Source organism: Pseudomonas sp. 102515 (assembly GCF_031085165.1).
In the GTDB taxonomy this organism is placed as follows: Bacteria; Pseudomonadota; Gammaproteobacteria; order Pseudomonadales; family Pseudomonadaceae; genus Chryseomonas.
This window is the reverse complement of the sequence record NZ_JAVHTY010000010.1, coordinates 26,537-37,910: the sequence shown is the minus strand read 5'-3', so window position 1 is coordinate 37,910 and position 11,374 is coordinate 26,537. Positions and strand designations below refer to the sequence as shown.

The window sequence follows — 11,374 nt, the reverse complement described above, 5'->3', positions numbered from 1 at the left end:
AAACACCGGCTGCAGGTCTTCGCGCTTGAGCAGCACCTGGCAGCCCAGCCGCTCGGACAGCGCCCGCGCCGGTTGCAGGGGCGTTTCGATCGCCACGTCGTAGACGGGGGCTTCGAGGATCTTGCGGGCATAGCGCTGCAAGAGATCGGTGGCGGGTTCCTGGGCGGTCATGGCGGGCTCCTGGGGTGTTTCGTCGGGGCCCAGGAGTCAGAACGTACAAACCCGCCTCTTGGGCGGGTCTGGTTGCGCAGCTAACGCTCTCCCGCCATCAGGTAATGGCGGTAATAATGCTGGAGCGTTGGAGGCTGCGCGTCTTCATGGCAGCTACCCTAGGGCCTGGCCGGGCACGCCGTCAAGCGGCGCCGATGGCTGTGGCACAATGACCGACCTGTTGCCCACTTCCCGCGACCCGATCGCCTCTGCCGAGAATCCCGATGGCCCGCAAGAAAGCTCCCGATTTCGAACAATCCCTGGCCGAACTGCAGACCCTGGTGGAACGCCTGGAAAGCGGCGAGCTGTCCCTGGAGGACTCCCTCGGCGCCTTCGAACAGGGCATCCGCCTGACCCGCGAATGCCAGGGGGCCCTGGCCCAGGCCGAGCAGAAGGTGCAGATCCTGCTGGAAAAGGACGGCGAACTCAGCGCCGCCCCCTTCGCCCCGGTCGGGGACGACGCATGATCGAGGCCTACCAGCAACGCTGCCAGACCCGCGTCGATACCGCCCTCGCCCCGCTTTTCACCGCCCCCCGCGCCGAACTCGCCCGGCTCTATGCCGCCATGGCCTACAGCGTCATGGGTGGCGGCAAGCGGGTACGGCCGTTGCTGGTCTATGCCGCCTGCGAAGCCCTGGGTGGCGATCCGGCGCGCGCCGACCAGGCCGCCTGCGCGGTGGAGCTGATCCACGCCTATTCCCTGGTCCACGACGACCTGCCGGCCATGGACGACGACGACCTGCGCCGCGGCCGGCCCACTACCCACAAGGCCTATGACGAGGCCTGCGCCATCCTTGCCGGCGACGGCCTGCAGACCCTCGCCTTCGAGACCCTGCTGGCGGCGCCCCAGGACGCCAGGGTGCGGCTGGAGATGGTCGCGGTACTGGCCCGCGCCAGCGGTCCGGCGGGCATGGTCGGCGGCCAGGCCATCGACCTGGAATCGGTCGGCCGGCGCATCGACCAGTCGGCGCTGGAGACCATGCACCTGCACAAGACCGGCGCCCTGATCGCCGCCAGCGTGCAACTCGGCGCCCTGGCCAGCGAAGCCGCCGGTGCCGCCGAGCGTGAGGCCCTGGCCCGCTATGCCGAGGCCATCGGTCTGGCCTTCCAGGTCTGGGACGACGTGCTCGACATCGAAAGCGATACGCAGACCCTGGGCAAACGCCAGGGCGCCGATCTCGCCCGCGACAAACCGACCTACCCGGCGCTGCTCGGCCTGGACGCGGCCAAGGCCTATGCCCTGGAGCTGCGTGACAGCGCTCTTGCGGCCATCGAGCCGCTGGGCGCGCCGGCCGAACCCCTGCGCGCCCTGGCCCGTTACATCGTGGAACGACGCAGCTAGACGCGCTCCAGCGGAAAAACTCGTGACCCGGGCCGCATTTGCCTCCGGGTCCGTTGTCACAGGGGCATAACAAGACGCCCTGTCCGCTGTTGGGATGCCACGCGGGCATCGGGTAAACTGCCTAATTCTCTGCGCAAAGTGATCAGCCAGATGCCCAAGACGTTTCACGAGATTCCCCGCCAGCGTCCCGCGACGCCCCTGCTCGACCGCATCGACTCGCCGGTCCAGCTGCGCCAGCTCGGTGACGCCGAGCTGGAAGCCGTCGCCGACGAACTGCGCGCCTTTCTCCTGTGGACCGTGGGTCAGACCGGCGGTCACTTCGGCGCCGGCCTGGGCGTCATCGAACTGACCGTGGCCCTGCATTACGTCTTCAACACCCCGGAAGACCGGCTGGTGTGGGACGTCGGCCACCAGGCCTATCCGCACAAGATCCTCACCGGCCGTCGCGAAGGCATGGCCAGCCTGCGCCAGAAGGACGGCCTGGCCGCCTTCCCGCGGCGTAGCGAGAGCGAGTACGACACCTTTGGCGTCGGTCACTCCAGCACCTCCATCGGCGCCGCCCTGGGCATGGCCATCGCCGCCCAGCTGCAGGGCATCGAGCGCAAGTCGGTCGCGGTGATCGGCGACGGCGCCCTGACCGCGGGCATGGCCTTCGAGGCCCTCAACCACGCCTCGGACACCGGCGCCAACATGCTGGTGGTGCTCAACGACAACGACATGTCCATCTCGCGCAATGTCGGCGGCCTGTCCAACTACCTGGCGCGACTGCTTTCCAGCCGCACCTACCAGCACCTGCGCGAAAACGGCAAGAAGGCCCTCTCCAAGCTGCCCGGCGCCTGGGAAATCGCCCGCCGCACCGAAGAGGCCGCCAAGGGCATGCTGGTACCTGGCACCCTGTTCGAGGAGCTGGGCTGGAACTACATCGGCCCCATCGACGGCCATGACCTGCCGACCCTGGTCACCACCCTGCGCAACCTGCGCGACGCCAAGGGCCCGCAGTTCCTCCACGTCATCACCCGCAAGGGCAAGGGCCTGTCCATCGCCGAGGCAGACCCCATCGGCTACCACGCCATCACCAAGCTGGAGCCGCTGGACGCCAAGCCCAAGCGCCCGGGCGCGCCCAAGTACTCCAACATCTTCGGCGACTGGCTGTGCGACATGGCCGCCGCCGATGCCAAGCTGGTGGGCATCACCCCGGCGATGAAGGAAGGCTCCGACCTGATCCGCTTCGCCGAACGCTATCCCGAGCGCTACTTCGACGTGGCCATCGCCGAGCAGCACGCGGTGACCCTGGCCGCGGGCCTGGCCTGCGACGGCATGAAGCCGGTGGTGGCCATCTACTCCACCTTCCTGCAGCGCGGCTACGATCAGTTGATCCACGACGTGGCGGTGCAGAACCTGGACGTGCTCTTCGCCATCGACCGCGCCGGCCTGGTGGGCGAAGACGGCCCGACCCATGCCGGCAGCTTCGACCTGTCCTACCTGCGCTGCATCCCCGGCATGGTCATCATGGCGCCCAGCGACGAGAACGAGCTGCGTCGCCTGCTCACCACCGGCTATCGCCACCAGGGCCCCGCCGCGGTGCGCTACCCACGTGGCAGCGGCCCCAACGCCGCCCTGGATCCGGGCCTGGAGCCCCTGCCTATCGGCAAGGGCGTGGTGCGTCGCCAGAGCAGCCTGAAGAGCGGCCCCAAGGTCGGCTTCCTGGTGTTTGGCGTGCAACTGGCCGAGGCCCTGCAGGTCGCCGAGCGCCTGGACGCCAGCGTGGCCGACATGAGATTCGTCAAGCCACTGGACGAGGCCCTGATCCGCCAGTTCGCCGCCGACCACGACCTGTTGGTCACCGTCGAGGAAAACAGCGTCATGGGTGGTGCTGGCAGTGCGGTCAACGAATTCCTGCAGGCCAACGCCCTGGTCCAGCCGGTCCTCAACCTAGGCCTGCCGGATAGCTACATCGAGCACGCCAAGCTGGCCGACATGCTCGCCGAGTGTGGTCTGGACGTCGCTGGGATCGAGCGCGCGGTGCGCGAGCGTCTGGCTCTGGCGGACCTGTCGCCGGCCGGTCTGCGCAAGGAAGCCTGAGCGGCATCCAAGGCGAGATAAAAAGGCGCCCTAGGGCGCCTTTTCCACATCTTCGTTCTGGTGCAGATTGCCGAGCATATGGCCGAGCTTGCCGGCCTTGGTCAGCAGATAGCGGCGATTGTGCGGATTGAGGCCTTCCTGCAGCGGCACCCGCTCGGCGACCGGGATGCCCAGGACCTCGAGCGCCTTCACCTTGCGCGGATTGTTGGTCATCAACCTCAGCGAGGTGACGCCCAGGTGTTCGAGCATCGGCTTGCACAGCGCATAGGTGCGCTGGTCGGCGCCGAAGCCCAGGCGCTCGTTGGCTTCCACGGTATCGGCACCGGCATCCTGCAGCTCATAGGCGCGGATCTTGTTGAGCAGGCCGATGCCGCGTCCTTCCTGGCGCAGATAGAGCAGCACGCCACGACCGGCCTCGGCGATGGCGCGCAGCGCCGCTTCCAGCTGGAAACCACAGTCGCATCTCAGGCTGAACAGCGCATCGCCAGTCAGGCATTCGGAATGCAGTCGGCCCAGCACCGGCTCGCCATCGGCCACGTCACCGAAGGTCAGGGCGACGTGCTCCTTGCCATCGGTCTCGTCGAGGAAACCGTGCATGGTGAACAGGCCGAAGGGGGTGGGCAGTTGGGAGGCGGCGACAAAGACGACGGACACCTGCGGGCTCCTGGCGGGGAAAGACGTACATTGTAACCTTTTCCCCGGGCCCGGCGTCATCGCCAGGGGTTATGACGTCGATGCTGGATGATCTATCAACGTGCCTGTACGTAGAAGACGCCCTGGGCCTCGCGCCAGCCCACGCGATTGAGGAAACTCATGCCCAGCAGCCCCTGGCTGGGATAGCTGCCTTCCAGGACCATGGCGTCCACCCCGACCACCTCGACATCGCCCAGGCGGACCTGCTTGAGCGTGGTGCGCCAGGCGCGGGCATGACCGCTGGCGGTCTCCACCCAGCCCGGGGTGCCGTCGCGATAGCTGATGCCCAGCTGATCGGCCTGGGCGCCACTCAGGGCAACGCTGGTAGCGCCGGTGTCCACCAGCAGCGACACCGGACGGCCATTGACGTTGGCGATGACCTGGTAATGCCCGTTGTTGCTGCGCGGCACGCTGAATTCGCGGCGCTGCGGGGCGCTGTAGCCGTCGCTGTATTCGCGGTCGAGGGCAAAGGTCTGGGTCCGGCCGTCGATGCGCAGCACTGCCTGCTGGGGATCCGCGCTGACCACCTCGACGTCGTCCAGGCGCTGGCCGACCCGCAGCAACTTGCGCTGGCCATTGACGTTGACCACCGCCGCGCCATTGAACAACCCCACGACCCGGACCTGGGGTTGCGCCCAGGCGAGCGAACCGACGGCCAACAGCAGGCCGTACAAGCCCAGTCTTTTCACTGCCCTGCTCCTTGGGCCTGCGTCTCGTCAGCCGACGAGATGACCCCAACCGATGTGTAATCCCTGAACGACCAGCCAGGCGAGGACGCCGGCCAGCACATCGTCGACCATGATGCCGACGCCGCCGCGGACATTGACATCCAGCCAGCGGATTGGCCAGGGCTTGCAGATGTCCAGTACGCGGAAGGCGACGAAACCCACCAGCAGCCAGATCAACCCCGGAGGCGCCAGCCAGAAGGTGATCCAGATGCCGACCATCTCGTCCCAGACGATGCCCTCGTGATCGTGCACGCCCAGCTCGCGGGCGACCTTGCCGCACAACCAGCAACCGAAGACGGTCAGCAGCACCAGCAGCAGCGGATAGCTCCAGCCGCTGAGCAGCTGCCAGAGCGGTACGAAGGGCAAGGCGATCAGCGAACCCCAGGTGCCAGGTGCCTTGGGCAGGGTACCGGAACCCAGACCGAAGGCCAGGAAATGCCAGGGATCGCGCCAGACCGACAGGGGGACCGGCTGGGCGGGGGCTTGGTGTTCGCTCAAGGAAGGACTCCGCGTCAGGGCGCTAGAAATGTTGGAAACCGGTTAGTGTCGGCGTCATCGGCTGACCGTCGGCGGCGAGGACAGCAACGCCGCCGCCCGCTTCGACCCGACCGATCACCTGCGCCCGAGGCCAGGCGGCGGCCAGGGCCGGGGCCTGGTCCGGTGGCAGGGTGAAGACCAGCAGATAGTCGTCGCCGGCGCCCAGCGCCAGGCGCAGCACCTCGTCGGCGGGGAAGAGCTGGGCCAGCGCCGGGCTCACCGGCAGCCGCGCCGTCTCCACGATCAGGCGTACGCCGGAGGCCGCGGCGATGTGGCCGCAATCGGCCACCAGGCCATCGGAGACGTCCTGGGCGGCCGTCGCCCGACCACGCAGCCAGAGACCGAGGTCGAATTGCGGCTGGGGTGCCCAGTAGCGTGCCAGCAGGTGCCGACTGGCGTCGCCCTCCGGCGCGCGCTGACCGAGGACGAAGGGCAAGGCCCCGCCGGCCTCGCCCGGCGCACCTCCCAGGCACAGCAGATCGCCCGGGCGGGCACCGCTGCGCAGCAGCGCCTGGCCGGCCGGCACCTGGCCGAAGACCGTGAGGGTAAGGGACAGCGGCCCGCGGGTGGTATCGCCCCCGACCAGGCGCAGCCCGCACTGCTCGGCCATCTGCGCAAGGCCTGCCGCCAGGCCTTCAAGCCAGGCGGGTTCGACGGATGGCAGGGTCAATGCCAGGGTGAAGCCCAGGGGCGCGGCGCCCATGGCGGCCAGGTCGCTGGCGCTCACCGCCAGGGCGCGCTGGCCGAGGCCATGGGCATCCGGGCAGGGATCGGGGAAATGCACCCCGGCGGTCAGGGTGTCGGTGGAGACCGCCAGCTGCGCACCCGGGGCAGGCGCCAGCAGTGCGCAGTCATCACCGATGCCCAGCGCCACGCCGGGTCCGCCACGGGCGCAGGGCGCCGTGGCGAAATAGTGACGGATGAGTTCGAATTCACCCATGCGACGTGGGCGATCAGCGCTTGCCGCGCAACTCGGCGCTGCGCAGCTTGGGCGCCAGCTTGTCCAGCACGCCGTTGACGAACTTGTGGCCGTCGGTGGCGCCGAAGATCTTGGCCAGCTCGATGCCCTCGTTGATCACCACGCGATAGGGCACGTCGATACGCTTGAGCAGCTCGTAGCAGGACAGCCGCAGCACGGCCAGCTCGACCGGATCCACCTCGCCCATGGGGCGATCCAGGCAGGGCAGGATCAGACCGTCGATCTCGCTCTTGTTGGCCGGCACGCCATGGAGGACTTCATGGAAGTAGGCGCCGTCGACCTTGGCGAAATCGTTGTCGACGCGAAACTGCGCCTCGATCTCGTTGATCGCCTGGCCCGCCATGTGCCACTGGTACAGGGCCTGGACCGACAGGCTGCGCGCTTCGCGACGGGCAGCCAGTTTGCCGGTGGGGGCCTTCTTGCCTGCGGGCTTGCCTGCCGGGGGCGGAGTCAGATCGCCGCTCACTTGGCCTCCAGCTGCGCCAGCAGGCTGACCATTTCCAGGGCGGACAGGGCCGCTTCGGCGCCCTTGTTGCCGGCCTTGGTGCCGGAGCGCTCGATGGCCTGCTCGATGGAGTCGACGGTCAGGACGCCGAAGGACACCGGTACGCCGAATTCCATGGAGACCTGCGCCAGGCCCTTGGTGCACTCGCCGGCCACGTATTCGAAGTGGGGGGTGCCGCCACGGATCACCGCGCCGAGGGCGATGATGGCGTCGAATTCGTCGCGCTGGGCGATCTTCTGCACCGCCAGCGGGATCTCGAAGGCGCCGGGGACGCGGATGATGGTCAGGTCGTCCGGCTTGATGCCGTGACGCACCAGGGCGTCGATGGCGCCCTGCAGCAGGCTCTCGACGACGAAGCTGTTGAAGCGGCCGACCACCAGGGCGAAACGGCCCTGGGGGGCGATGAAGGTGCCTTCAAAGGTCTTGATGTTCATGTGCGGGTCCAGTTGTCAAAGAGCCGGACGGCCGGCAGTGCCACGCCGTCCGTGGAAATCCAGGTGAAGCGCGCCATGCCACCCGGGCGGGGCGCGCCAGGCGGAAGGGTCATTCTTCAGGAGGCAGATAGTCTACTACTTCCAGGTCGAAGCCGGATATGGCGTTGAACTTCATCGGCGAGCTGAGCAGGCGCATCTGACGAATGCCCAGGTCGCGGAGGATCTGCGAACCGGCACCGACGGTGCTGTAGGTGGACAGCGCCTTGGGCACCGGCAGTGGCTCGCGCAGGTGCGCCAGCAGGTCGTCGCCCTCGATCGAGTGACCGAGCAGCAGCACCACGCCGGTGCCTTCGCGGGCCACGCGCTCCATGGCGCTGCGCAGACTCCAGCGACCCGGCTGGTGCACCTGCAGGAGGTCGCGCAACGGATCCATGTTGTGTACACGCACCAGCGGCAGCTCCTGGCCGGCCAGGTCGCCACGGATCAGCGCCAGGTGGACGTCACCCTCCACCTCGTCGCGGTAGGTCACCAGCTTGAACGGACCGAGTTCGGTCTCAAGCGCTTGCTCGTCGATGCGCTTGACGGTGTGCTCGTGGAGCAGGCGGTAGTGGATCAGATCGGCGATGGTGCCGACCTTGAGGCCGTGCTGCTCGGCGAAGGCTTCGAGTTCGTCGCGACGGGCCATGGTGCCGTCGTCGTTCATCACCTCGCAGATCACCCCGCTCTCGGCGAAACCGGCCATGCGCGCCAGGTCGCAGGCGGCCTCGGTGTGGCCGGCACGCGCCAGCACACCGCCGGGCTGGGCCATCAACGGAAACATGTGGCCGGGGCTGACCACGTCGCCGGCCTTGGCGTCCTTGGCGATGGCGGCCTGCACGGTGCGCGCGCGGTCGGCGGCGGAGATGCCGGTGCTGATGCCTTCGGCGGCCTCGATGGAGACGGTGAACTTGGTGCCGAAGCCGGAGGCGTTGCGGCTGGCCATCATCGGCAGGTTGAGGCGCTCGCAGAGGCCCTTGCTCATGGGCATGCAGATCAGGCCGCGCGCGTGGCGGGCCATGAAGTTGATGTGTTCGGCGGTGACGCATTCGGAAGCGATGATGATGTCGCCTTCGTTCTCGCGGTCCTCGTCGTCCATGAGGATGACCATCTTGCCCGCGCGGATGTCCTGGATGATGTCTTCGATGCTGGAAAGTGCCACGGTGTCGTCCTTAGCGCTGCAGATAGCCGTGTTCGGCGAGGAAGTTTTCGGTGACGCCGCCCTTGCTGGACTCGGCCGCCTTGTCGCCCAGCAGCAGGCGCTCCAGGTAGCGGGCCAGCAGGTCCACCTCCAGGTTCACCCGCCGACCGGCGCGGTAGTCGGCCATGATGGTCTCGCCGAGGGTATGGGGGACGATGGTCAGCTCGAAGTCGGCGCCGTCCACCGCATTCACCGTGAGGCTGACGCCGTCCACGGTGATTGAGCCCTTGAGGGCAATATAACGGGCCAGCTCGGCCGGGGCGCGCAGGCGGAATTGCACGGCGCGGGCGTTATCGGCGCGGGAGACCACTTCGCCGAGACCGTCCACGTGACCGCTGACCAGGTGACCGCCAAGGCGACTGGTGGGCATCAGCGCCTTTTCCAGGTTGACCCGGCTGCCGGGCTTGAGGCCGCCCAGGCTGGTGAGGCTCAGGGTTTCGCGACTGACGTCGGCCCAGAAGCCGTCGCCGGGCAATTCCACGGCCGTCAGGCAGACCCCGTTGACGGCGATGCTGTCGCCGAGCTTGACGTCGGCAAGGTCGAGCTTGCCGGTGGCGACGTAGAGGCGCACGTCTCCGCCCTTGGGCGTGAGGACGCGGATCTCGCCGAGGGCTTCGATGATTCCGGTAAACATCAGCTCAAGCCTCCAAGAGGCGGAGCCGAAAAGGCAGTGCAGCTAGACATCGACGAACTCCTGTTTCGGTGAAAAAACAGGGCGCACGGACAGAAGGGAAATCAGACGGACAAGGGGCTCGCACCCCTGCCAGGCGAGGCTATCCCGTTCTCTCTCATCCGGACTATGACCGTCGGCCCCGGAATCCAACCGGGTCTGCTGACCTCCCCCGCCGCAGAGGACGAGAGAGCGCTCGCGGGCTCGTCCCGACTGATCGGGCGTTACCGCCGGTGGGGAATTGCACCCCGCCCTGAGAACTCGCCACCCGCAGGCAGCGCAGGTTTTGTAACACAGTTCGCCGCCGCGGGGCCAGGGGCGTCAGGTGTCCCTGGCCGGTCGGGCGATCAGGTGCAGGTCCGCGCCCACCGGCGTGACGCCGAGGATCTCCAGCTGCGGGGCCTCGGCCAGATGCACCAGCGGCCAGTCCAGCAGCGGCCGGGCGCTGGAGCCGAGGAACTTGGGCGCCAGGAACAGCTGATATTCATCGACCAGCCCGGCCTGCGCGAAGGCGCCGGCCAGGCGCGGTCCGGCTTCCACCAGGACATCGTTGACCTGCTCGCTGCCCAGGCGGGTCAGCAGCGCCGCCAGATCGACCTGCCCCTGGGTGCCAGGCAGCGCCAGGTAGTCGTGCCCAGCCGCCGCATAGGCGGGCGCCGCGGCGGCCATACCGGCGACCCGCGCCGCACCGGCCTGAAAGAAGGGTGCATCCAGCGGCACCCGGCCACGACCGTCCACCAGCAGCCGCTGCGGCGTGCGCAGGGTGGCCAGCTTCAGTTCGTCTCCGCTCAGGCCCAGCTCGGCCTGACGCACGGTCAGGCGCGCGCCATCGGCCAGCACGGTATCGGCGCCGGTGATCACCACCCCCGCCTCGGCGCGCAGCCGCTGGACGCTCTGGCGCGCCGCCGGACCGGTGATCCACTGGCTTTCGCCATTGGCCATGGCGGTACGGCCATCCAGGCTCAGGGCCAGCTTGACCCGCACGAAGGGTCGCCCGGTGAGCATGCGCTGGACGAAGCCGGCATTGAGTGCCCGCGCCTCGGCTTCCAGCACTCCGGCGCGGGTGGCGATGCCGGCGGCGGCGAGGCGTGCCAGGCCGCGCCCGGCCACCAGCGGATTGGGATCGGTCATGGCCGCCACCACCTCGGCCACGCCGGCGGCTACCAGGGCATCCGCGCAAGGTGGGGTGCGGCCATGATGGCTGCAGGGTTCCAGGGTCACATAGGCGGTGGCGCCACGCGCCGCCTCCCCCGCCTGGCGCAGGGCATGCACCTCGGCATGGGGACCGCCGGCCTGGCGATGCCAGCCCTCGCCCACCACCTGGCCGTCACGGACGATCACGCAGCCCACCCGCGGATTGGGCGCCGTGCTGTAGCGTCCGAGGGCCGCAAGCGCCAGGGCGCGGGCCATCCAGAATGCGTCGTTCACCAGACCCGCCTCGTTCATACCGGCTGCTTGCCCGGATCCTGGGCCAGCCGCTCGATCTCGTCGCGGAATTCGGCCAGGTCCTGGAATTGCCGATAGACCGAGGCGAAGCGGATATAGGCCACCTGGTCCAGCTTGCGCAGCTCGTCCATCACCAGCTCGCCCACCACCCGCGAACGGATCTCGCGCTCGCCGGTGGCGCGCAACCGGTGCTTGATCAGGGCGATGGCCTCTTCCAGGCGCTCGACGCTCACCGGGCGCTTCTCCAGGGCGCGCTGCATGCCAGCGCGCAACTTGTCCTCGTCGAAGGGCTGGCGGGTGCCGTCCTGCTTGATCAGCCGTGGCAGCACCAGCTCAGCGGTCTCGAAGGTGGTGAAGCGTTCCTGGCAGGCCAGGCACTCACGCCGCCGGCGCACCTGCTCGCCGGCCGCGACCAGCCGGGAATCCGTGACCTTGGTGTCGTGGGCGCCGCAGAAGGGACAATGCATGGGAGAGTCGACCGCCGGAAGGGAAAGCCCTCATGGTACCCGAT

13 protein-coding genes, 1 pseudogene and 1 riboswitch are annotated in these 11,374 nt (G+C 68.3%); of the genes and pseudogenes, 3 read left to right on the top strand and 11 right to left on the bottom strand.

Annotated elements, in window-relative coordinates:
* Window positions 1-171: pseudogene (locus RCF34_RS22690) on the bottom strand (threonine ammonia-lyase, biosynthetic); the annotation flags it as partial.
* A gap of 263 nt (window positions 172-434) precedes the next feature.
* Here RCF34_RS22690 and RCF34_RS22685 point away from each other — a divergent pair.
* From RCF34_RS22685 to dxs, 3 genes are all read left to right on the top strand, one after another.
* Entirely contained in the window at window positions 435-677 is a 243-nt protein-coding gene (locus tag RCF34_RS22685; RefSeq protein WP_007161201.1) for an exodeoxyribonuclease VII small subunit, read from the top strand.
* Window positions 674-1,552 (top strand): farnesyl diphosphate synthase, encoded by an 879-nt coding sequence (locus RCF34_RS22680; RefSeq protein ID WP_308710158.1) that lies wholly within the window; start codon window positions 674-676, stop codon window positions 1,550-1,552. Before RCF34_RS22685 ends, RCF34_RS22680 begins: the two co-directional genes overlap by 4 nt.
* Before the next feature lie 150 nt (window positions 1,553-1,702).
* Window positions 1,703-3,634, top strand: a complete 1,932-nt coding sequence (gene dxs / locus RCF34_RS22675; protein ID WP_308710157.1) for a 1-deoxy-D-xylulose-5-phosphate synthase — start codon at window positions 1,703-1,705, stop codon at window positions 3,632-3,634.
* Window positions 3,635-3,664: 30 nt separating this feature from the next.
* Here dxs and ribA read toward each other — a convergent pair whose 3' ends face one another.
* From ribA to nrdR, 10 genes are all read right to left on the bottom strand, one after another.
* Complete coding sequence (ribA, locus tag RCF34_RS22670; RefSeq protein ID WP_308710156.1) at window positions 3,665-4,288, bottom strand: GTP cyclohydrolase II; 624 nt, start codon at window positions 4,286-4,288, stop codon at window positions 3,665-3,667.
* Window positions 4,289-4,383: 95 nt separating this feature from the next.
* Window positions 4,384-5,016 (bottom strand): TIGR02281 family clan AA aspartic protease, encoded by a 633-nt coding sequence (locus RCF34_RS22665; protein WP_308710155.1) that lies wholly within the window; start codon window positions 5,014-5,016, stop codon window positions 4,384-4,386.
* Window positions 5,017-5,043: 27 nt separating this feature from the next.
* Complete coding sequence (locus tag RCF34_RS22660; protein ID WP_017639513.1) at window positions 5,044-5,553, bottom strand: phosphatidylglycerophosphatase A; 510 nt, start codon at window positions 5,551-5,553, stop codon at window positions 5,044-5,046.
* Between the two features lie 22 nt (window positions 5,554-5,575).
* A complete protein-coding gene (gene thiL, locus RCF34_RS22655; RefSeq protein WP_308710154.1) occupies window positions 5,576-6,532 on the bottom strand; it encodes a thiamine-phosphate kinase in 957 nt (318 codons plus the stop codon).
* A gap of 13 nt (window positions 6,533-6,545) precedes the next feature.
* Entirely contained in the window at window positions 6,546-7,025 is a 480-nt protein-coding gene (gene nusB / locus RCF34_RS22650; protein WP_308710159.1) for a transcription antitermination factor NusB, read from the bottom strand.
* 8 nt (window positions 7,026-7,033) lie between these two features.
* A complete protein-coding gene (gene ribE, locus RCF34_RS22645) occupies window positions 7,034-7,510 on the bottom strand; it encodes a 6,7-dimethyl-8-ribityllumazine synthase (protein WP_007161209.1) in 477 nt (158 codons plus the stop codon).
* A gap of 109 nt (window positions 7,511-7,619) precedes the next feature.
* Complete coding sequence (gene ribBA, locus RCF34_RS22640) at window positions 7,620-8,708, bottom strand: bifunctional 3,4-dihydroxy-2-butanone-4-phosphate synthase/GTP cyclohydrolase II (protein WP_308710153.1); 1,089 nt, start codon at window positions 8,706-8,708, stop codon at window positions 7,620-7,622.
* Window positions 8,709-8,718: 10 nt separating this feature from the next.
* Window positions 8,719-9,381, bottom strand: coding sequence for a riboflavin synthase (locus tag RCF34_RS22635; RefSeq protein ID WP_308710152.1), 663 nt, complete (start codon window positions 9,379-9,381; stop codon window positions 8,719-8,721).
* A 142-nt stretch (window positions 9,382-9,523) separates the two neighbouring features.
* Window positions 9,524-9,682, bottom strand: a riboswitch (FMN riboswitch).
* Between the two features lie 56 nt (window positions 9,683-9,738).
* Window positions 9,739-10,863 carry a bifunctional diaminohydroxyphosphoribosylaminopyrimidine deaminase/5-amino-6-(5-phosphoribosylamino)uracil reductase RibD gene (gene ribD / locus RCF34_RS22630; protein ID WP_308710151.1) on the bottom strand — a complete coding sequence of 375 codons (1,125 nt, stop codon included), beginning with the start codon at window positions 10,861-10,863 and terminating at the stop codon, window positions 9,739-9,741.
* Window positions 10,860-11,330, bottom strand: a complete 471-nt coding sequence (nrdR, locus tag RCF34_RS22625; RefSeq protein ID WP_007161213.1) for a transcriptional regulator NrdR — start codon at window positions 11,328-11,330, stop codon at window positions 10,860-10,862. The genes ribD and nrdR overlap by 4 nt, the downstream gene beginning before the upstream one ends.
* Between the last annotated feature and the right edge of the window lie 44 nt (window positions 11,331-11,374).

Excerpts from the sequence above, each read along its gene's own strand:
- thiL (WP_308710154.1), bottom strand. The coding sequence starts at position 6,532 with ATGGGTGAATTCGAACTCATCCGTCACTATTTCGCCACGGCGCCCTGC.
- nrdR (WP_007161213.1), bottom strand. The coding sequence starts at position 11,330 with ATGCATTGTCCCTTCTGCGGCGCCCACGACACCAAGGTCACGGATTCC.
- ribD (WP_308710151.1), bottom strand. The coding sequence starts at position 10,863 with ATGAACGAGGCGGGTCTGGTGAACGACGCATTCTGGATGGCCCGCGCC.
- RCF34_RS22680 (WP_308710158.1), top strand. The coding sequence starts at position 674 with ATGATCGAGGCCTACCAGCAACGCTGCCAGACCCGCGTCGATACCGCC.
- dxs (WP_308710157.1), top strand. The coding sequence starts at position 1,703 with ATGCCCAAGACGTTTCACGAGATTCCCCGCCAGCGTCCCGCGACGCCC.
- ribE (WP_007161209.1), bottom strand. The coding sequence starts at position 7,510 with ATGAACATCAAGACCTTTGAAGGCACCTTCATCGCCCCCCAGGGCCGT.
- RCF34_RS22635 (WP_308710152.1), bottom strand. The coding sequence starts at position 9,381 with ATGTTTACCGGAATCATCGAAGCCCTCGGCGAGATCCGCGTCCTCACG.
- RCF34_RS22685 (WP_007161201.1), top strand. The coding sequence starts at position 435 with ATGGCCCGCAAGAAAGCTCCCGATTTCGAACAATCCCTGGCCGAACTG.